General features: G+C 48.7%; 17 protein-coding genes. 14 read left to right on the top strand and 3 right to left on the bottom strand.

Annotation, left to right across the window (positions count from 1 at the left end; all coding sequences use genetic code 11):
• Positions 1-10: 10 nt before the first annotated feature.
• The 12 genes from M4J38_RS16525 to M4J38_RS16470 all read left to right on the top strand — a co-directional run bounded on the left by M4J38_RS16525 (position 11) and on the right by M4J38_RS16470 (position 13,184).
• Positions 11-1,315 (top strand): UDP-N-acetylglucosamine 1-carboxyvinyltransferase, encoded by a 1,305-nt coding sequence (locus M4J38_RS16525; RefSeq protein ID WP_251760908.1) that lies wholly within the window; start codon positions 11-13, stop codon positions 1,313-1,315.
• Positions 1,299-2,603 carry an oligosaccharide flippase family protein gene (locus M4J38_RS16520; protein WP_251760907.1) on the top strand — a complete coding sequence of 435 codons (1,305 nt, stop codon included), beginning with the start codon at positions 1,299-1,301 and terminating at the stop codon, positions 2,601-2,603. The genes M4J38_RS16525 and M4J38_RS16520 overlap by 17 nt, the downstream gene beginning before the upstream one ends.
• Positions 2,600-3,454, top strand: coding sequence for a UDP-N-acetylmuramate dehydrogenase (gene murB, locus M4J38_RS16515; RefSeq protein WP_251760906.1), 855 nt, complete (start codon positions 2,600-2,602; stop codon positions 3,452-3,454). Before M4J38_RS16520 ends, murB begins: the two co-directional genes overlap by 4 nt.
• A gap of 2 nt (positions 3,455-3,456) precedes the next feature.
• On the top strand, positions 3,457-4,650 hold the full coding sequence (locus M4J38_RS16510) for a glycosyltransferase (protein WP_251760905.1): 1,194 nt from the start codon (positions 3,457-3,459) through the stop codon (positions 4,648-4,650).
• Complete coding sequence (locus M4J38_RS16505) at positions 4,647-5,927, top strand: hypothetical protein (RefSeq protein WP_251760904.1); 1,281 nt, start codon at positions 4,647-4,649, stop codon at positions 5,925-5,927. Before M4J38_RS16510 ends, M4J38_RS16505 begins: the two co-directional genes overlap by 4 nt.
• Positions 5,928-5,984: 57 nt before the next feature.
• On the top strand, positions 5,985-7,073 hold the full coding sequence (locus tag M4J38_RS16500; protein WP_251760903.1) for a glycosyltransferase family 4 protein: 1,089 nt from the start codon (positions 5,985-5,987) through the stop codon (positions 7,071-7,073).
• A complete protein-coding gene (locus M4J38_RS16495; RefSeq protein ID WP_251760902.1) occupies positions 7,070-8,263 on the top strand; it encodes a hypothetical protein in 1,194 nt (397 codons plus the stop codon). The genes M4J38_RS16500 and M4J38_RS16495 overlap by 4 nt, the downstream gene beginning before the upstream one ends.
• Positions 8,260-8,775: a DapH/DapD/GlmU-related protein gene (locus M4J38_RS16490; RefSeq protein ID WP_251760901.1), complete on the top strand. Its 516-nt coding sequence runs from the start codon at positions 8,260-8,262 to the stop codon at positions 8,773-8,775. Before M4J38_RS16495 ends, M4J38_RS16490 begins: the two co-directional genes overlap by 4 nt.
• The gene (locus tag M4J38_RS16485; protein WP_251760900.1) at positions 8,772-9,347 is read left to right on the top strand and encodes an acyltransferase; all 576 of its coding nucleotides are present in this window, start codon (positions 8,772-8,774) and stop codon (positions 9,345-9,347) included. Before M4J38_RS16490 ends, M4J38_RS16485 begins: the two co-directional genes overlap by 4 nt.
• Positions 9,348-9,359: 12 nt before the next feature.
• Positions 9,360-10,394: a DUF354 domain-containing protein gene (locus M4J38_RS16480; RefSeq protein WP_251760899.1), complete on the top strand. Its 1,035-nt coding sequence runs from the start codon at positions 9,360-9,362 to the stop codon at positions 10,392-10,394.
• Between the two features lie 5 nt (positions 10,395-10,399).
• A complete protein-coding gene (locus M4J38_RS16475) occupies positions 10,400-11,704 on the top strand; it encodes a nucleotide sugar dehydrogenase (RefSeq protein ID WP_251760898.1) in 1,305 nt (434 codons plus the stop codon).
• A gap of 106 nt (positions 11,705-11,810) precedes the next feature.
• Positions 11,811-13,184 carry an undecaprenyl-phosphate glucose phosphotransferase gene (locus M4J38_RS16470; RefSeq protein ID WP_251760897.1) on the top strand — a complete coding sequence of 458 codons (1,374 nt, stop codon included), beginning with the start codon at positions 11,811-11,813 and terminating at the stop codon, positions 13,182-13,184.
• Positions 13,185-13,262: 78 nt separating this feature from the next.
• Here M4J38_RS16470 and M4J38_RS16465 read toward each other — a convergent pair whose 3' ends face one another.
• A complete protein-coding gene (locus tag M4J38_RS16465) occupies positions 13,263-13,823 on the bottom strand; it encodes a hypothetical protein (protein ID WP_251760896.1) in 561 nt (186 codons plus the stop codon).
• 198 nt (positions 13,824-14,021) lie between these two features.
• On the opposite strand from M4J38_RS16465, the gene M4J38_RS16460 reads away from it, so the two are divergent.
• Positions 14,022-15,428, top strand: coding sequence for a DUF4403 family protein (locus tag M4J38_RS16460; RefSeq protein WP_251760895.1), 1,407 nt, complete (start codon positions 14,022-14,024; stop codon positions 15,426-15,428).
• On the opposite strand, the gene M4J38_RS16455 is transcribed toward M4J38_RS16460, so the two are convergent.
• The gene (locus tag M4J38_RS16455) at positions 15,412-15,903 is read right to left on the bottom strand and encodes a GtrA family protein (protein WP_251760894.1); all 492 of its coding nucleotides are present in this window, start codon (positions 15,901-15,903) and stop codon (positions 15,412-15,414) included. The genes M4J38_RS16460 and M4J38_RS16455 overlap by 17 nt on opposite strands.
• Before the next feature lie 48 nt (positions 15,904-15,951).
• On the opposite strand from M4J38_RS16455, the gene argS reads away from it, so the two are divergent.
• Entirely contained in the window at positions 15,952-17,916 is a 1,965-nt protein-coding gene (gene argS / locus M4J38_RS16450) for an arginine--tRNA ligase (protein ID WP_251760893.1), read from the top strand.
• A 374-nt stretch (positions 17,917-18,290) separates the two neighbouring features.
• Here the strand turns inward: argS and glgB are convergent, their stop codons facing one another.
• Positions 18,291-20,297: a 1,4-alpha-glucan branching protein GlgB gene (gene glgB / locus M4J38_RS16445; protein WP_251760892.1), complete on the bottom strand. Its 2,007-nt coding sequence runs from the start codon at positions 20,295-20,297 to the stop codon at positions 18,291-18,293.
• Positions 20,298-20,559 lie beyond the last annotated feature (262 nt).

Genomic DNA, 20,559 nt, shown 5'->3' with positions numbered 1-20,559 from the left:
ACTCCATACTATGAAAAAAAATCTCACGGCAATTATAGAAGGTAAACAAGTACCCAATGGAACAGTGAGGGTGAGCGGCGCCAAAAACGCCGGCACGCGCTTACTCGCCGCGGCGCTCATCGCCGACAGTAAAGTAACGCTGGACAACTTCCCCACGGAATTGGTAGACGCGAATTATAAAATGGACTTTATCCGTAAATCCGGGGGCATTGTAACGGCGGACCGCGAAAACCAGTCCGTTGATATCGATCCTTCCGGCTTCATGGACCATGTACTCGATCATTACGATTACCCCATCCGTACCACTTACCTGTTGGTACCGGGCCTTATCAAGCGATCCGGCGTGGCGAGAATCCCCTATCCAGGTGGTTGCAAAATCGGCAGCAGGGGATACGACCTGCACATGATGGTATGGGAAAAACTTGGGGCCACCGTTACCGAAAAGCCCGATTACATTGAAGTAGTAGCGAAGCATGGATTTAAACCCGGAGAAATCAACTTCCCCATTTCCACGATCGGGGGAACAGAAAATGCGCTCATTTCCGCTTCCACCATTGAAGGCGAAACCATCATTAAAAACGCGTACATCTCCCCTGAAGTAGAATCACTGATTGAGTTCCTCAGAACGTTGGGTGCGAGGATAGATGTGGTGGGTAACAGCTATATCAAAGTGTCGGGCAGTAAGTTTTTACGCGGCTCTATTTTCAGGGTGATGCCCGACCGTATTGAAGCGCTCACCTGGATGGTGTACGGCATCATTTCAGGTGGTACCATCCGTGTTGAAGACGTGCCGTTTTCAAGTATGGAAATACCGCTGATCCACCTTAAAGAAGCAGGCATCGACTTTTACAGCAACGCCAGGAACATCATCGTTTCACCCGACGCGCTTATCAACGGGAAAATACAACCTTTCGAACTGGCCTGCGGCACACACCCCGGCATCATTTCCGATATGCAACCCTTCTATGTATTGCTGGGCCTTCATGCCGACGGCATCAGCCGGATATTCGACTACCGCTACCCTGAACGCATGCAATACTGCGCGGAGTTGTTCAAATTTTACACGGAAGGTCTGGTATGGTCGAAAGGATCCATCACCACAGATGGCAATAAGGTCATTCAAAGCGCGAAGGCACAATCTACCGACCTTCGGGGCAGCATGGCGCTGGTGCTAGCTGCGCTGATGGCAGAGGGCCGCTCAGAGATCAGCAATGTGGAAATGGCGCTGCGGGGCTACAACGACCTTGAAAAAAAACTGGCCGGGCTGAACATTTCCATCGACATCAAAGAAGCTGTGCATGAGCAAGTTTTTTAAAGACCTGGTAAGCGTGGCTTTCAGCAAAGCGGGCGTGATCCTTTTCGGGTTGGGCAAGGCGGTCATCCTTTCCAGGTGGCTCGGTCCTGAACAAACCGGGATCATTACCGCGCTGAATGTATTCCCCATGCTTTTCATGTCTATCGGATCGCTGGGCGTAAGGCAGTCCACCACTTACCTCGTGGGGCAGAAACAATATGATGAGACCGCGATTAAAACAGCGCTGGTGCACATCTGGGTGATCTCCACACTGTTCAGTATGCTGAGTTGTTTCCTGCTGATGAAAAACATGAGCAGCGCCGGACACAACACCTGGCTGGTATTGCTCGCCATGGCGCCTATCCCGTTTAACTTGTTCAATACCTATAATTCCGGCATCTTCCTGGGACAAAATAATATCCGCACCTTCAACCGCATCAACTGGCTTCCTTCCTTTGTAATACTATTGCTTACCGGCCTGCTGGTGGTGTTCCTGAACATGGGCATTACCGGTGGCATGATGGCCGCGATCGGTGGTCCCTTGGTGATGTCGGCGATCCTGTTGTTTAAGAACAGGTTCATCAAGAGTTTCAGTTTTACCATCGAATGGAAAGTAGTAAAATCCCTGCTTTCCCTGGGCATCGTTTACGCGGTTTCCTTATTGGTCATCAACCTGAATTACCGGATCGATATATTCCTCATGGACAGGCTCTCCACCGCGCATGAACTCGGCATTTATTCGCGGGGTGCCCAATTGATGGAGTACTTATGGGAAATTCCCATGTTGCTGAGTACACTTGTATTTTCGGGCAGCGCCACGGCGGCCAATGGTCGCGCGTACTCGGAAAAAGTAGCGCCCCTGCTGCGCATTTCCATCCTGGTGGTGGGTGTATTGTCCTTAATACTGTTTATGTATTCAGAACAGATCATCACGCTGCTTTTCGGAGAAGCCTTTCAACGCAGCGCGAAGGTGCAGCAGATCCTGCTTCCGGGCGTGCTCCTGCTCACGGTTTTTAAAGTATTGAATATGGACCTCGCCGGCAAGGGAAAACCGTGGATCGCCATCAAAGCCATGATCCCGGCGCTGGTGCTGAACATCGTGCTTAACCTGCTCTGGATACCCACCCATGGCGCAGCGGGTTCGGCCCTGGCCTCCACCATCAGTTACTCGGTGGCCGCCATTATTTTTCTCTTCCTCTATGCCCAGGCGGTGGATATGGAGGTGAAACAAATCATCACCTACAAAAAGGAAGATTACAGGTTGCTGACCAGACTATTCACTAAAAAACTCAATAAACTTCCGACATGAGAGTGTGCAAACAATTTAACCTTCAACCCTACAATTCGTACCGGCTCAACGCCACCTGCGAAACGGCCTACTTCCCCTCCAACGAAGCGGAAATAAGAGCGGTGTTCCAGGAAAATAAGGAGCGGAAAATATTGCTGGGCAGCGGCCACAACGTAATCTTATCCAAAACATATTATCCTGAAAGCTTTGTGATATTCGCCGACAACCTCAATAAAACAAAGTTGGATGGCACTACGATTGAAGTAGAGGCGGGCGCTACCATGGTGGAATTGTGTGACCTGGCACTTCAACACGAATTAACCGGACTGGAAACTTTTTACGACATCCCCAGTTCAGCCGGTGGTGCGGTCGTCATGAACGCGGGAGCAGGTGGCGAAGAAATGAAGGACCTGCTTATCTCCGTTAAATATTATGATCCCCTTTCCGACAGCTTTCATGAGATCAGAAAAGAAGACATCGGTTTCGAGTACCGGAACAGCTTTTTTCAGAAGAACCCGGGACTGATTGTAGTGAGCGCAAAATTACAATTGCAGAAAGGCACGCGGGAACAAATCAAAGAAAAAATGGAGCGCATCAAAACCACACGCTGGCAAAAGCAGCCCAGGGATCTTCCGAACGCGGGCAGCGTGTTCAAAAGGCCACCCGGCCATTTCGTGGGCCCGCTGGTGGATGAACTCGGGCTGAAGGGTTTCTCCATCGGAGATGCGCAGATATCCGGTAAACACAGCGGCTTTATCGTAAACAAAGGCAACGCGACCGGTAAAGACATCATCGACCTGATCACTTATGTACAGCAAAAGGTGAAAGAAAAATTCAACCTGCACCTGGAAGTGGAACAAAGAATACTGTAACCATGCGCAACAAAAAAATACTTTACGGGATCAGCAATTTCGGCGGGGATATGGGCGGCCACCTCCGCAGCCTGAAGGCCATCCTGCAGGAGATGGCGCAACACAACCAGGCCGTCATTCATGTAGCCCTGTTCAGCCTGAAACCCGTAAAAGAGGGAACATATAATTTTCCCTGCAATAAATTCCATGTAATCAGTTCACCGGAGAAAGGACTCAATGGCGTGGTACAAACCAGGCGGGCGACAAAACAACTTTTACAAAACGAAAATTTTGACCTCATCCATTGTTTCGACTCGAATGCTTATTTTTTCCTGCGTCCGCTGAGCAATGCCGGGAAGATCCCCATGCTGCTCACCAAATGCGGCGGGCCTCCGGCGCCAAAATGGAAATACCCCGCCTGCAAAGACATTACCCTGTTCTCCGTGGAGGATCAGGTGAACTTCAGCCGGCAGTCGCGGTTCAGTAAAACAACCTTACACCTTATTCCCAACAGGGTAAAACCACCTGTTCAGGACGAAGCGCTGATTCAGGCCTTAAAAGAAAAACACAACGGCGGCTTTAACTTCTTGCGCATATCGCGGTTCACGAAACTTCATGAACACAGTCTGATGCAGAGCATTGAACTCATCCGCTACCTTGAAGTCCATGGCATCAAGATGCGTCTGCTTATCCTTGGCGGCATCGAAGACAGGGAGGTGTACGATCGCGTGCAACAAGCCATTGGTGCCGGAAACCTGGTAGTACTGGAAACAGAAGAGCGATTTTGTAAAGATGCCAGCAAGGTGATTGACGTGGCGGAATTCGTGATCGGATCCGGACGGGGCCTGATGGAAGCGGCGGCGCTCGGAAAAGTATTGCTTGCGCCAAATAAGAACCTTCGCCTCCCGGTGTTGGTGGAAGAAAACAGCTTTCCACAACTATTCCATCACAACTTTTCAGGGCGCACCACATTCAACGATACCTACGCCGCTCAAAATGAAAAACACCTGCTGCAACTGTCGAACGGAGCGGGCAAAGAAAAATTCTCCCAATTTTCAAGCGACATGTTCGCCCGGCATTTTGATATAAAGAACGGCATTCCCAGATACCTCGCGCTGTATGAAGCCACGCCCTATAAGAAACAAAACGACTTCATCGGTAACCTGGCGCAGACCCTCGTGATCAGCAAACACTTCATCAAAAAAAGAAGCGCATGAAGCAGGAGCAAATGATATTCAGGTTATTCCTGTTCACCATACCGGTCAACTTCGTGTTCGACTACCTCTATTATTTCGGGGGGTCGCAGTCGCTCACCTCCGTACTAAGGATCGGATGGAACCTGTTCATCATCCTGCATTGCCTGCTTACGCAAAAGAAATTACAGGCGCCCCGGAACAACCTGTTGTATTTCCTGCTCAGTTACTGGGCGGTGCTTATCCTGTTCTCCTCCAATATTTCCGCGTCCGTCATCGAATACCTGAAAGTAGCGGTTTCATTGATGTTCTTCCCCATCGCCGCCACCCTTATCAACAGCCACGACCGGTTCGTAAAATTTCACCGGTATACCCTGTATTGCCTGGTGGTCTACGCGTTTTTCGTATTCCTGTCCAACATGTTCGGCATAGGCGATATATCTTATGAAAGCGAAGACGATGACGTGTTCAAAACAGGCCTGGGCGACGCGAAACTGTATCCGCCCGCATTTCTGGTGGGACTGATCCCATTTTACCTCAGGCAAAAAATCGTGACCCGGAAAATCTTCTGGATCATCATCGCTTTCATCAATTTTTCCCTCCTGCTGCTCTCGCTGCGCAGAACCACCCTTATCATTATCGCGTTGCTTATCTCCCTGTTTTTCCTTTTCGCCGGGCATATCGGGAAACTGTTCAAAGTACTGGCGCTGGCCGCAATCCTGCTCGCCGTAACCTTCCCCCTCTACGAAGAAGCGCTGACGAAGAGATTAGAAATCAGGAGCAATGTGTATTCGGAAGAATATACCGTAACCCAGGAAGGACGGTACATGGAACTTGGCTATGTGCTGAACGACTTTGAACAGAACCGCTACGCGCCCGTACCGCACCTGCTGGGTAAAGAGGCCTTCAACACCATCGACAATTATGGGTTTTACAAACCCAGACCCATACATGTTGATTACACGTACATCTTCTTCAGCTCCGGTCTGCTGGGACTGATCCTATACCTCGTTTTTGTGTTCCGCATCCGGAAGATGGCCGTATTCTACCGTTCAAAAATCAAAAAACTTGTGCCGAAAGATTATTTCGCGGCGTTCCATGCCCTGTTTATTGTATTCCTGCTGGTGGGATTATCCGGGAATGTATGGGCCATGACCTACCGCATGTACATATTCAGTGTAATGGGCTCCTTCATAGGTTATTTCAGAATGCACTACCAGGAAACACTTTACCAGGAACAAGCATTACCCTTTCCGCATACCACAAATACTTTTCTGGACAAATACAGATTAAGCCTTTAAAAAAGTACCACAACCAAGATAGACAGACCAATTGTTAACCCCTAAAGTAAATTCCGTATGAAAAGTCCGAAAAAACTCCTGATCCTCTCTCCTTATCCCCACACCAGCGGCGGCGTAAGCTCTTATGTAAAAGCGTTGAAAGGTAACTGGAGCGTGGAAGAAAACTATTTTTTCAGAGGAAACGCAGGCAAAGGGAAACTGAAAAGAATAGCGTTTACCATTGAGCGTTACCTCAGCTTCGCGTTGGAAGCCTTCTTTAATCCATCCTGTAAAGCGATCCTGGTGAACACCTCGATGGATAAAAAAGCTTTTAAACGCGACAGGATTTTTATCCTTCTTTCCAAACTGTCTTTCAAAAAAGTGTTTGTGTTCATACACGGATGGAACCAGGAATATTTTGAAAAAATCCCCCAACAACAACTTAATGTATTTTTCAAGGCCGATAAACTGTTCGTATTGAGTAAGGACTTCAAGAAGCAACTGGAAGAACGCGGTTGCCAAAAGAAGATTATTGTGGAAACCACGGTTGTAGACAGAAAATTCATCTCCCATTTCCCGCTTCCGGAAGCGGAACACATCCAGGGTTCGAGGTTTCTCTACCTGGCGCGGCTCGAAAAAGAGAAAGGTATTTTATTGCTGCTGAACGTATTTCAACGCCTGAGCCGGCAATACCCGCATATTCATTTAGATGTGGCCGGCTTCGGCTCACTGGAAGAATCCGTGAAACGAACCATCAGCGCTTTCAACAACCCCAACATCCGTTTCCATGGTTTGGTGGAAGGCGAAACCAAAACGACACTCTTCCAGCAGTCGAACATTTTTGTGCTTCCCACTTCGCACGGCGAAGGAATGCCCATCAGCATACTGGAAGCGATGGCCGCTGGTCTGGCTGTAATCACGACCCATGCCGGCGCGCTCGGCGATTTCTTCCAGGATGAGAAAATGGGTTTCAAAATGAAACGCGCCACCATGGATGAACTGGAGGAAAAGATGACCGCCGCCATAGAAATGGGCAATGTGGGAGAAATGGGCGAATACAACTACAAGTTCGCACGCACCCATTTCACCGTGCAGAAAGTAATTGAAAGACTCGAAAACGAAATCTGGGAACCAGCCGCCGATCAACCTAAACCTTCTTTCGCATGAAAACTAAATCCATTGAAATGATCCTTGAAAAACTACTTCAACAGGCGCGGGAAAACGACTACAGGGGCATAGACCCAAACGACTACGCCGGCGCCAAACTGCGCGTACCCGGTAAACTCGCGCCGAAAATTTCGTTCCTGAACAAAGTATCGCCGATTAACTTCAGGAGTTTACTGGGCATAGGGCCATCGGAAAACTCCAAATCCAACGCGCTCTTCCTTCATGCCATGGCCAACTACGACCATGTGCGCTACGAGCAGGAAATCAACAAACTGATCGCCTGGTTCAAAGCAAACAAGAGCAACGAATTCACGGATTTCTCCGTAGGATTCGCTTTTGAGATGACGCTCTCCCGTTACAGTTCCGGTCCGGGAAAAACCTCGCTCATCATCAGCCTGTTCACCATGTACGCATTCCTTGCCAGCTACAGGAAACGTCAGGATCCCGAACTGCTTCACATGATCCTTTCTTTCGAAAACATTCTCCATACGCAATGGATGAAGTTCGAGTCCGAAACGGAATGCTGGTATTCGTACCTGCCTCATCAAAAAGACGAAGTGTATAATGCCACGGCTAAAGTGGGCCGGTTCTATGCGGAGCTCTATGCCATTCAGCCTGAAGAAAGATACAAAACAACCATCGCCAAAATACTGGCCTACCTGGGAAAAGTACAAAGGGAAGACGGCACCTGGGGCTACTCCGTAAAAGCCGGTTACAGCGATAACTTCCACACGGCATTCGTGCTGGAATCCATCTTCCTGATGAACAAAGTAGCCGGAAACGAAGCATCGGAAACCATGTTCAGCAAAGGAATGGACACCTATAAAACACACTGCTTCGATGGTCCCCGTGCCCTGCACTTCCATACCCAACACAAACCCACCGATATCAGAAGCAATATCTTCTTTACCGAAACCAGGGATACCGCCAACGCCATCATTCTTTTCTCCAAAACAGGAGAACTGGAAAAAGCGAAGGAAGTATTGCAATGGACCATACAGCGGTTTTACGATTCAGAAAAAGGCTACTTCCACTTTTTTGAAAACAAAGTGTTCCGCTCCCGGATCAAATACATCCGTTGGCAATCCTGGATGGCGCTCGCTATTTCAGAATACCTCCTGGCTTCCGCGGAACGCATGGTACTGTTGTCGCCGGAACAAGTTCACCACACCAATAAAATGGCGGTATGAAAAAGATCAGGCTATTGCTGTACTACTGTTTCAGTTCAAAACTGCCCAACTCCTGGTTCCCCGGAGGGAAATGGTACAATAAGATCAGGCGCGCCAACCTTCGAAGCGTGGTTCCAATTGGGGGAAACACGAAAATTCAGCGGGGCGTGTACATCGGATCCGGTAACAATGTAACCATTGGAAGTAATTGCCAGGTGAACGAAAACACCAGGCTCGACAATGTACGGATCGGAAACCATGTGATGATCGCTAGAGAATGTATCGTACTCGGCAAGATGCACGAAAACAGTTCCGCGGCACTCCCCATGAGTGAGCAGGGCGTGAAACCCGTTCAACCCACCATCATTGAAGATGATGTATGGCTGGGCCTGCGGGTGATCGTAATGCCCGGCGTCACCATCCGGAAAGGATGCATCGTGGCCGCGGGCGCCGTGCTTACCAAAGACACGGAACCCTATGGCGTTTATGCCGGCGTACCCGCCAAAAGAATCAAAAACAGGAACCACGCATGAAAGACAAACTAAAATACGGCACCCCCGCTAGAACCGTAGTGGACTATTTCCACTTCTTCTACCTGGGACTGGCCAATCATTTCTTCAATAAGATACCCAGCTATTTTATCCGGAAAATGATTTACCGGCACCTGTACCGCATGAAGATCGGTAAGCATACCAATATCCAGATGAACGTACGCGTGTACGCGCCCTGGAAAATAAAAATCGGCAACAACTGCTCCATCGGGCACGACAGCCTGCTCGACGGCAGAAGAGGCATTCATATCGGTGACAATGTAGACATCGCCGGTTATGTGCGCATCTTCACCCTCGGGCATAACCTCAACGATCCGGGTTACGCTACGCTCGGCGCTCCCGTGGTCATAGAGAACGAAGCCAGCATTTTTACGGGCGCCTACATCCTTCCCGGCAAAACAGTGAAACGCGGTTCAGTTCTTGCATTGGGGGCCGTGCTTACAAAAGATACGGAGCCATGGGGCATCTATGGCGGAAACCCCGCGCAAAAGATCAATACCCGGAAAATAGAGCAGCTTACCTACCAACGCAACTACAAAAGATATTTCCATTAAAATCAGCGATCCATGAAGCACCAACCCCGAAAGATCCTTATCGACATCAAACATCCGGCGCAACTGAACCTCTTTAAAGGACTGTCTAAAGAATTGTCCACCGCCGGCTGGGACGTTACCATCAGTTACCTCGGCAGGGGCAAACTGCCGGCCATCATTCAGAAAGAATACCCCGGATTCAACAACATCCAGGTCGGCGCCAGCCATGGCAGCAAATGGTCCATCTTCTGGGAAGGCAACGTGAAACGTACGTTCCGGTTTTTCCAACTCATAGGGAAAAACAAATACAATATCTGTATTTCAGCAAGCAGCGTGCCGCTGGCCTTCGCCGGGTTCTTCGCCACCACGCCGGTGATCCAGTTTTACGATGATCCGGAAAGAAAAAGAATCAACCAGCTCAACGCGCTGCTCTCCAAAAAAATATTCTTTCCTCCGGTAGTAACCGCATCCAAAAAAGTGGGCGTTTTCAATTGCCTCAAAGAATGGAGTTACCTCAGTCCCGACAGGTTCACGCCTTCTACCGAAATACTGGAAACCTATGGGCTGGAAAGCAAAAAATACATCTTCATCCGTGAAGTGAGTAATAAGTCTTTCAACTATTTCAACCAGCAGGACGCCATCGTGCAATCCTTTGCGCACAAAATACAACCGGGCACAAAGGTGGTATTGTCGCTGGAAGACAAATCACTTGTGGACAAATACCCCAAAGACTGGATACTGCTCAAAGAACCCGTTGGCGATATCCATTCCCTGATTTACCACGCCGCCGCCGTCATTTCTTCCGGCGACAGTATGGCTCGGGAAGGCGCCATGCTCGGCGTGAAAAGCGTGTACTGCGGTATCCGTGAAATGAAGGCCAACCTGTTGCTGGAGCAGGAAGGCTTGTTGGTGCACCTGCCTATGGATACCGGCATTGACACCATCAACAAATTCATCCGACATCCATATAGCGCGGAAGAACAAATCTCCATCCGGGAAAAACTGAAAGCGAAATGGACGGATATGGTAGACTTCATGACAACACAAATCAATACCTATAAAAAATAACAGCAATGCGAATTTCAATCTTTGGACTAGGATATGTAGGATGCGTAAGTATAGGCTGCCTCGCGAAGAACGGACATACAGTTGTAGGCGTTGATGTGCAGGAACAAAAAGTAGAACTCATCAACAACGGCGTTCCCACCATCGTGGAGAAAGACATCGACGAAATCATCAGAACCGAACATGCCGCGGGGAAAATCAGCGCCACCACCGATTACCTGAAAGCCGTTACCACAACCGAAACCAGCATCATCTGCGTGGGTACGCCTTCTTCCGAAACTGGTCAGCTTAACCTGGATTACCTTTTTCGTACCGCGGAACAGATCGGCGAAGCCATTGCTCAAAAAAACGAATTTCATACCGTAGTTATCCGGAGTACCGTCATGCCCGGTACCAACGAAAGAGTAGCCGCCATTATAGCGGAACATTCCGGGAAGAAAAAGAATGAAGCATTCGCCGTGGTGTCTAACCCGGAGTTTCTGCGCGAAGGCTCCGCCGTGAGTGACTATTATAATCCCGCCATTACGGTGATCGGCAGCGACCACCAGCCTTCCATTGAGAAAATATCCTCGCTGTACAAGGACATAAAAGGAGAGATCATCATCACGGAAATTAAAGTGGCCGAACTGATTAAATACGTGAACAACTCTTTTCATGCCCTGAAAATCACTTTCGCGAACGAAGTAGGGAATATCTGTAAAGCATTGAATATAGATTCGCACCCCTTGATGGAACTGTTCTGCAAGGATACGCACCTGAACATTTCCCCGGCTTATTTTAAACCGGGCTTCGCTTACGGCGGCTCCTGCTTACCAAAAGACCTGAAAGGACTCGCCACCCTGGCGCACGATCATTACCTCACTTCTCCCCTGCTGCAAAGTATTCACCATTCCAATGAGCACCAGAAACAGGTTGCGTTTGACATGATCGCCAAAACGGGAAAGAAAAAAATCTGCTTTATCGGGCTCAGTTTCAAAGAAGGTACCGACGACCTTCGTTACAGCCCTTCGGTTGACCTGGCCGAAAAACTGATCGGCAAAGGATATACCCTTTCGATTTACGATAAGAACGTGCACCTCTCCAAACTTGTAGGCGCCAACAAAGCATTCATCAACCACCACCTGCCGCACTTGTCGGAATTGGTTTGCGATGAGCCCGCGAGGGCCATCTGCCAGTCTGATGTAGTACTCATCAACCACAGGAACTTCGACCTCGCCGCACACCGCGAACTGCTGAAAGACAAAATCGTCATCGACCTGGTGCGCGTGAAAAGCGATGTGGCTCAACTGAACTATCAGGGTATTTGCTGGTAAACAACAAAAGAAAAATATGAACAAGATCAACAACAACCACGACCCGCCAAAGCGGAAGCGCATTGAACTAAACCATATTCTCTGAAAAGCGACAAATCCAATATACATGATCCGATCAGACCGAAAACTCAGTTTTATATACGCCTCCACCGATTTTATGATCCTGACGGGCGTATTTACAGGCTTTCATGTTTTCTTTAAAGGCTTTACATTTCTTGAGAACCATCTGCTTTACCTCACCACCATCGTGCTCACCTGGTTCTTCGTTACTTCCAGGAACAAGGTGTATTACGTTAACCTGCATACGAGCCTGAAAAAACGGTTCCGTAATGATGTAAAAAGTCATGCGGAGTTTATGGGCGCCATCGCGTTGTTCTTCCTGGTCTTCAACATTCCTTCCGGTTACACCAAACCGCAGTTCCTCACCATTATGCTTTCGTTCCCGGTGATTGATCTTACGCTGAACTACATCCTGTACAAAGCGGTGATCAGGCTGCGCATCAATGGGAAGAATGTGAGAAGAACCATCATTGTAGGGGCCGGAAGAGTAGGTCGGCAGTTGGATGGTTATTTTGAAGAAAACCCCGACCTGGGTTACAAAGTGGTGGGATTCCTGGACGATGAAGCGCCACAATCGGAAGACGCCCGCGTACTGGGTACCATCGCCGAATTTGATGCCATACAGAAAGTACACCGGGCGAATGAAGTGATCATCGCCATCCCCACGCACCTGGATGAGAAGATACAGTTTATCGCCGACCGCGCGGACTTCCACGGCATGCGCATCAGGATGATTCCCGACTACTTTCGGTTGTTGGGAAGAAGCTACAAAACGAACAATTTCGGGGAAATGCCCGTGATCAACATCAGGGAAGTATCGCTTGACAAGTTTCGTTACGCGTTGCTCAAACGCTGCTGCGACGTGGCCTTCTCGTCCTTCGTACTGTTGATGCTGGCGCCACTCTTTATTGTGTTGGGCATTCTTATTAAACTGGAATCGAAAGGACCGGTTTTCTATTTCCCCACAAGGCTTGGCAAAGGGGGAAAACCCTTCCGCGTGTACAAGTTCAGAAGCATGTACCAGAACGATGCTTCGGGTACACAGTCGACCACCAAAGACGATCCGCGCATCACCAGGATCGGTAAGTACATCAGGAAATACAACCTCGATGAACTGCCGCAGTTCCTGAATGTGTTGGTGGGCGACATGAGCGTGGTGGGCCCCCGGCCGCACCGGGTGTTCCTGAATGAAGTGATGCAAAACGAAGTGGACCATTACATGGTGCGCCACTACCTGAAACCCGGTATTACCGGCTGGGCACAGGTGAACGGCTGGCGCGGCCCCACGGAAACCAAAGAACAGCGCGACAACAGAACCGCCTGCGATCTTTGGTACGTGGAGAACTGGACCCCGCTGCTCGACCTTAAGATCATTTACCTGACGGTGTTTGGAGAAAAAACCTACAAAGCCGCTTTCTAAAAGGAATGGTGCCTCAGTTGGGGCACCATTTTCTTTTAAACACTAAAAACAATATAAAGGAACAAAAGCGAAGAACACTTAATCCTCCGATCCTCCCCCGTTCAGGAAGATGTTGTACGCTACCGCAACACCAAACATCTTTAAGCGTGCAGCCGTCAATCCAGAGGTTGTGCCCCTGTACCAGGCTGATACATCGAACTTTCCGCCAAAACTATAGCCCACAACCGGTGTATAAGCAAAAGTGTTATAGTCCTTTCCTACCAGGAGCCATCCAATCTGCGGCTCTACAAAAAAGCCGGCGGTGGCTTCTTCTTCTTTCACAAAATTATACCTGAAGCCGGTTTGCAGCGTGAGTACTTCTTTGGTTTTGAAAAGACCCGTAGCTAATTTTTCAGGTTTCGCGGCATGCAACATATAGTCCATGCTCATCGTGTAGAAAGCCCTGTCTCCGATCTGGGCCGCGCCTTTCAATAAAAACCCGTATCCCTGGTTAAAGTCGCGCGTGAAAGTTTTATTCATGGGCACGGCGGTTTTTACTTCCAGTCCAATGTACGGGCCATGCGCGAATTGCGCTTTCAGCTCTCCATGTACTAGTCCTGCCGCGACACCGCAGGCCATAAGGGTTTTGTGTATTTTCATCGGGTTGAATTTAATATAAATACGGTGCGCTAAACTACTCAAAACTATTCACGGAAACCAGTAAATCACCCCTTAAAAAACGCTCGTTTACCATACATTTTTTACCGATCCTGATTAAGTAAATTCCCCTACTAAATATTGTTCTTTTATTAAGATGCAAGCCATAGAACTAAACCCGTGAACCATTATATTCGTGGCATGAAAAATTTCCTTCTGCCGCTGATTATTATTTCGATACTGCTCATCACCGGATGTTCGAGAAAAATCATTCCGGAGCAACCGCCCCTGGAGGCTGTGGCACAGGATTCCATTCCACTTTCTGAAATAGACATCCCCGTGCACATCGCGTTGAAACCATTGTTCGCGATGGCGGAAAAGCAGGTGGAGAAAGTATATACCAGTCCGGGATGGCCCACACAATTTATCCAGGATGGCTGTGATACCAAATACCAGTACCACTTCAGAAGAGGACCACTCAAAATAAAAGCTTACGGCAATTCGGTTGAACTGGGCTTCACCGGTTTTTACAAAGTGCGGGGCAGCCAGCGCGCCTGCATCGGCACCACGCCCGTAACTGCCTGGACGCCACCCTGCAGCTGTGGCTTCAATGAACCGGAAAGAAAAGTGGAGGTAGGCTTCAAAGCCAATTTCTCCATACTCCCTGATTATACGTTGCAGAATTATATTGAAAGAATGGAACCCAGGCCCATCGATAAATGCGAGATGTGCTTCGTAAAATATGATGTCACCAAAACGGTGATGGATGCCCTGAAACTTCAACTCGACAGTTCCAGGATTTTTCTCCAGGATACGCTTTCAAAAATTAAACTCCGCCCCTACTTTCAACAAGTGTGGGACCAGTTACAACGCGACTGGCCCCTGTATGGCCTGGGTCACCTGCGCATTCAACCGGAACGGATCCGCGTGAGCAGCCTCGTGGCCCGGAACGATTCGCTCCACCTTTCGTTCGGTGTAAGCGCCCGCCCTGAGATCAGTTTTGAAGAAAAACCCGTTCGCCAGACCGGCCTTCCCAACCTCAGCGATTTCACGCCCAAAAGCGGGTTCCGCATCCACCTCGACGCACAACTGAACTACGACTCCCTGAGCAAGCTGGTAACCGAACGAGTAAAAGGACAACGCATCGACCTCGACAATGGCCCGGTGAAAAAATACATGATCATGGATGCCGTGAAAGTGTACGGCTCCAATAAAAACCTGGTGCTGCAACTCAGCTTCAGCGGTTCCGACAAAGGCGTACTCTACCTTACCGGTAAACCCACCTACTCCCGCGACAAAAAATTGCTGGAAGTGAAAGACCTCAATTATGACCTCCGCACCAAAGATTTTGTACTCAAATCGGCCAAGTGGCTCTTCAGTAATAAGATTCTAACCGAACTTAAAAAATACGCCAGCTTCGATGCCTCGCCTTACCTCGCGCAACTGACGGAGATCGCCGGGAAAGGCATGAACAGGAAGATCAACGAGAACATTTCGCTGAAAGGCGGGTTGAAAGATTTTTATATCGGCGGCATCTATCCGCTGAATGAATACCTCCGCATCCGGACTTCCTGCGAAGGCGATGCCGATATTATGGTGAAGTTTTAGTGGCGAAAGAGAATTTTTTCTGTGCGATGTAGCTGGTCACCACTACCACTACCACCGTACAAAGCTGTGCAATGGTAGGATAGATACCACATATCTCCACCAGCAGTTTCAACATCAGGTAATTGAGTACCAGGTTGAAAAGGCAGACCATAAAATAGCGGAACAACTGTATCCTGGGGTGAATATTCGATTCACTGAAAACCAGGTAACGCATCAGGATGAAGCCAAACAGCACATTAAATACGAAGGAGAAGAACAAGGCTGCGACGTGCGCCTTAAACGCGTAGAATCCGAGGTCAAGTTCCTGCTCCCAAAGTACATATTTAAATACGACGTAGTAAATGGCAAGTCCCAGCACCATATTTACGCCCCCGCAAACCGCGTAGCGGAAAGTCTGCAGGTTCATGATCCGCCGGAAAGGGGGATGAAAAAAGTCGATAAGTGGAAGAACAAGGTTCTGAACTTGGTTGCGCATCCGGGCCTGAATTATTGGTTACTCCCGGCAAAGATAATTATTGGAAATATGAACCGCTTGTTAAAAACAGGAGATATTTCCCACTTCTCCCTGAAATCGTACTTTTGCCCGGATAAAAACAGCGGAATGAGCATCATTAAAGCGATCAGATCGGCTACGAAAAGCGCGTTAAAGGAATTATACGGTATCGATTGCCCGGAAAAAGACATCCAGGTAAACCAAACGAACCAGGGATTTGAAGGAGACTACACCGTGGTACTTTTTGCCTGGGTGAAACAACTGAAACAATCACCCGATGCCCTGGGCAAAGCTTTGGGAGAAAGACTCATGGAGCAGGAACCCTCTCTGGTAGCGGGTTTCAATATTGTAAAAGGCTTCCTGAACCTTTCGTTGCCCGAAACCTGGTGGACGAAGTTTTTACATGACAGTTACAGCATCGCCGATTACGGCAAAGCGGCCGCTTCCGGCAGAAAGGTGGTCGTGGAATATTCTTCACCCAATACCAACAAACCCCTGCACCTGGGGCATCTCCGGAACAACTTCCTCGGCTGGTCGGTAGCTGAAATATTAAAAGCGAACGGACACGAAGTGTTTAAAACCTCCATCGTGAACGACCGTGGCATACATATCTGTAAGTCGATGCTCGCCTGGCAGCGGTTTGCCAATGGCGCCACTCCCGCTTCAACAGGCATCAAAGGCGATCACCTGGTGGGCGATTACTACGTGCAATTTGAAAATGCCCTGAAGGAGGAAACCACTCCCGTGCTCCAGCAAATAATGGCTGGTGATCTTACTGCCGTGCAGGAAGCCGACCGGGAAAAAACCGGTGTATTCCTTACGAAACTCAGAGCAGCAACACTTCCCCCGGAAAAGCAGGAGGAAATTAAAGCGGAACTCAAAGAAATCGCGAGAAACAATACCCCCATCATGCGTGAAGTGCGGGCCATGCTCCTGAAATGGGAAGAGGGCGACCCCGCCACACTCGACCTTTGGAAGAACATGAACCAATGGGTGTACGACGGCTTCGCGGTCACCTACAACAAAATCGGCTCCGATTTCGACAAAACCTACTACGAGAGCGGTACCTACCTGCTCGGCAAACAATACGTGGAAGAGGGGCTCGCCAACGGCGTCTTCTTCCGTAAACCAGATGGCAGCGTATGGATAGACCTTACCGCCGAAGGATTAGACGAAAAGCTCGTCCTCCGCAAAGACGGCACGTCCGTATACATCACCCAGGACCTGGGACTTGCTAACCTGAAGTACGAGGACTACCGGATGGACGAAAGCATTTACGTGATAGGCGACGAACAGAACTACCACATGAAAGTGCTGAAGCTCATCTGCCAGAAGCTCAACCTCCCGAATTCAGCCGGTATCAACCACCTCTCCTATGGCATGGTGGAACTCCCCTCCGGTAGGATGAAGAGCCGCGAAGGCACCGTGGTAGACGCCGATGACCTGGTAGCAGAAATGGAAGCCGTCGCGGCCCGCCATACCACAGAACTGGGCAAGGTGAAAGATTTTACCCCGGAAGAACTGGAAGACCTTTATAACCTGATCGGATTGGGCGCTCTCAAGTTTTTCCTCCTCCGTGTGGATCCTAAAAAACGGATGGTATTCAACCCCGAGGAATCCATCGACTTCCACGGCTTTACCGGTCCATTCGTGCAATACACACACGCCAGGATCAAATCCATTTTGCGGAAGGAACAACCCACCGGATCACTCTATTCAGGGCCATTGTTTCCTTTGGAGAAGGAACTGATCGTTCAACTGGAACAGTATTCTTCCATCATAGAGCAGGCGGGTCAGGAAATGAATCCTTCGCTGATCGCAAATTATGTTTTCCACCTGGCGAAAACATTCAACTCGTTTTATGCCGAACATTCTATTGGTAACGCAGAGAATCCGGAGAAAAAGGAACTGCGGCTTCAACTGGCCCTGATCACCGCAACGGTGATCCGTTCCGGTATGGGATTAATGGGCATCAGGGTTCCTGAACGGATGTAATTCATCGAATCATTGATCCGCATCAACAGCAGATAAGTGTTTCCTCTATACGTTCCGGAATACCCCTTAAATCAAGTTAAATTTATCAGATAGCGCACAAAATCAGTGCGCTATTTTATTTTCCGGATGCGCACAAAGTGTAATCTTTACACTGTTGACGCAAGTATCCGGTATCCGAAAAACCAAGAAAGTCCAATATCCTGAAAACCGCTGTCCAATTCTTATGAAAACCCGTTGATCCAATGCCCGTTTGAAAGATCCACCCAATGGAAACAGTCCAACCCGGACTTGCCCGACCACCAAATCTTACACCCCGCCCCTGGCGGGGTATTTTTTTGCCCCTTCCTCTCTTTCATCCCCCATCTTTCAGGCGCTTATTTAAGTACGATAGCGGCTAATGGTGGAATCTGCACTTTTATTTTGTACCATTTTTCTTTTTTGTCCACTACTTCCGATATGATCTGCACATTGTACACATCGCCCGTTCCACCGAATCTTTTCTCATCGCTGTTGAATATTTCTTTCCAATCCTGCTTGTCTTTAACGTGCACTTCCCAATCAAACCGCGGTTCGGGTAACATGTTCAGGATCACGAGCACATCATCCTTACCGTGTGTTCCTTTTCTTTTAAACACAACGATGCATTCGTTTCTATGGTTAAGGTCCACCCATTCGAACCCATCAGGATGAAACTGCTTCTCATACAAGGCCGGCTCGTTCCGGTACAATTTATTCAGTTGACTCACACAATCCTTCAATCCACTGTGCGCATTGTATTCCAACAGGAACCAATCGAGTTCCCTATGGTAATTCCATTCGGAGGTTTGTCCGAACTCGTTGCCCATGAACAGCAATTTTGCTCCGGGGTGCATAAACATATAGGTGTACAACACCCTCAGGTTCGCGAACTTCTGCCATTCATCCCCCGGCATTTTATACAACATCGGCGATTTTCCATGCACCACTTCATCATGGCTCAGCGGGAGCATAAAGTTTTCGTCGTAGAAATACATCATACTGAACGAGAACTTATTCTGGTAATGGTTCCTGTAATAAGGATGCATCTTATAATAATCCAGTGTATCGTGCATCCATCCCATCATCCATTTCATGCCGAAACCAAGTCCACCCTGGAAAGTTGGTTTGGATATCCCCGGCCAATCGGTGGCTTCCTCCGCGATGGTTTGCACATCAGGGAAATCACGGTACACCGTTTCGTTCAGGTCCTTGATAAAAGCGATGGCCTCCAGGTTACCGTCACCGCCGAATTCGTTGGGTTCCCACTGCCCTGCTCCCCGGCTGTAGTTCAGTTTCAGCATAGATGAAACGGCATCTACCCGTATACCATCGATGTGAAAGTATTCCAGCCAGAAACGCGCGCTGCTGATCAGAAAAGATTTGACCTCTCCCCTCTTATAATTGAAGATATAAGAGTTCCAATCCGGATGGTAACCTTTACGCATATCCGCATACTCGTAGGTGTGCGCACCATCGAACATGAACAGGCCATGCGCGTCATAAGGAAAATGTGAAGGCACCCAATCGAGTATCACGCCAATATCCGCCTGGTGCAGCAGGTCAACGAGTTTCATAAACCCCTGCGGATCTCCAAACCTTGATGTTGGCGCAAAATAACCCGTACCCTGGTAACCCCAGGAACCATCGAATGGATGTTCCATCACCGGCATAAACTCTACATGGGTGAACCCTGTTTCCTGCAGGTACGGCACCAGTCTTTCCGCGATCTGCTCGTATGTATTGTACGATTCTTCGTCGTTCGGATCAGGACGCATCCAACTTGCGAGGTGCATTTCATATACGCTCCAGGGCGCGTTCAGGCTGTTGTGCTTTTTTCTTTTCTCCATCCATTCACCATCGTTCCATTCATAGTGGAGGTCCCAGGTTATGGAAGCGGTGCTCGGTCTTTTCTCCCAGAAATGAGCAAATGGATCACCTTTATCCAGTTCAGTGCCGTTATATCCTTTGATAAAGTATTTGTATACTTCACCCAGACCCAGGTCGGGCACGAAGCCCTCCCAAATACCTGATTTCTCCCACCTCGGCGTTAACGGATGCGTGGTATGGTTCCAGTCGTTGAAATTACCTTTCACGGAAACTAAGGTGGCGTTGGGCGCCCATACGGCAAAGTAAATACCTTTGCGGCCAAGCACTTCAATCTCTTTCGACCCCATCAATTCGTACACACTATAGTGGGTTCCAGCCTGGTAATTGGCGATATCTTCCTGGGTAAAAAGAGAATAGTTCCAGACTGGTTTTGAAGTATCAATAAAATTTGACGCTTCATAATTTTTTAACCCGGCCTTTTTACCACGGCTTTTCCTTGCTCCATGCTGATCGTTTCCAGGTGATTGGTTTGTCATTCCGTGCGTTTCGATGAAGATACGAAATAAGGAGTTGCACCATTCTATGCACCACAATTGTATTTCATCGATTCTTCAACCTGCATGGGTCGAGGAAAATATCACCCGAAAAAGTTCCCGGGTGATATTATTAAAATCTGAGGAACAATCTCTTTTAACCAGTGAACAGCTTCGCCAAGCCTGCTCCCTGCATCACTTTTCCCATCATACACATTTGTTTTCATGAATCACCCCTTCTATCGCGGTGGATGAATTATCCTGC

Origin of the sequence: Parasegetibacter sp. NRK P23, from assembly GCF_023721715.1 — a bacterium.
Classification (GTDB): Bacteria; Bacteroidota; Bacteroidia; order Chitinophagales; family Chitinophagaceae; genus Parasegetibacter.
Note: the sequence above shows the minus strand (reverse complement) of the source record. Positions and strands in the feature narration are given on the sequence as shown.

Excerpts from the sequence above, each read along its gene's own strand:
- M4J38_RS16525 (WP_251760908.1), top strand. The coding sequence starts at position 11 with ATGAAAAAAAATCTCACGGCAATTATAGAAGGTAAACAAGTACCCAAT.
- M4J38_RS16510 (WP_251760905.1), top strand. The coding sequence starts at position 3,457 with ATGCGCAACAAAAAAATACTTTACGGGATCAGCAATTTCGGCGGGGAT.
- M4J38_RS16470 (WP_251760897.1), top strand. The coding sequence starts at position 11,811 with ATGATCCGATCAGACCGAAAACTCAGTTTTATATACGCCTCCACCGAT.
- murB (WP_251760906.1), top strand. The coding sequence starts at position 2,600 with ATGAGAGTGTGCAAACAATTTAACCTTCAACCCTACAATTCGTACCGG.
- M4J38_RS16500 (WP_251760903.1), top strand. The coding sequence starts at position 5,985 with ATGAAAAGTCCGAAAAAACTCCTGATCCTCTCTCCTTATCCCCACACC.
- M4J38_RS16475 (WP_251760898.1), top strand. The coding sequence starts at position 10,400 with ATGCGAATTTCAATCTTTGGACTAGGATATGTAGGATGCGTAAGTATA.
- M4J38_RS16485 (WP_251760900.1), top strand. The coding sequence starts at position 8,772 with ATGAAAGACAAACTAAAATACGGCACCCCCGCTAGAACCGTAGTGGAC.
- M4J38_RS16520 (WP_251760907.1), top strand. The coding sequence starts at position 1,299 with ATGAGCAAGTTTTTTAAAGACCTGGTAAGCGTGGCTTTCAGCAAAGCG.
- M4J38_RS16505 (WP_251760904.1), top strand. The coding sequence starts at position 4,647 with ATGAAGCAGGAGCAAATGATATTCAGGTTATTCCTGTTCACCATACCG.
- M4J38_RS16495 (WP_251760902.1), top strand. The coding sequence starts at position 7,070 with ATGAAAACTAAATCCATTGAAATGATCCTTGAAAAACTACTTCAACAG.
- M4J38_RS16455 (WP_251760894.1), bottom strand. The coding sequence starts at position 15,903 with ATGCGCAACCAAGTTCAGAACCTTGTTCTTCCACTTATCGACTTTTTT.
- M4J38_RS16465 (WP_251760896.1), bottom strand. The coding sequence starts at position 13,823 with ATGAAAATACACAAAACCCTTATGGCCTGCGGTGTCGCGGCAGGACTA.
- glgB (WP_251760892.1), bottom strand. The coding sequence starts at position 20,297 with ATGACAAACCAATCACCTGGAAACGATCAGCATGGAGCAAGGAAAAGC.
- M4J38_RS16460 (WP_251760895.1), top strand. The coding sequence starts at position 14,022 with ATGAAAAATTTCCTTCTGCCGCTGATTATTATTTCGATACTGCTCATC.
- argS (WP_251760893.1), top strand. The coding sequence starts at position 15,952 with ATGAACCGCTTGTTAAAAACAGGAGATATTTCCCACTTCTCCCTGAAA.
- M4J38_RS16480 (WP_251760899.1), top strand. The coding sequence starts at position 9,360 with ATGAAGCACCAACCCCGAAAGATCCTTATCGACATCAAACATCCGGCG.
- M4J38_RS16490 (WP_251760901.1), top strand. The coding sequence starts at position 8,260 with ATGAAAAAGATCAGGCTATTGCTGTACTACTGTTTCAGTTCAAAACTG.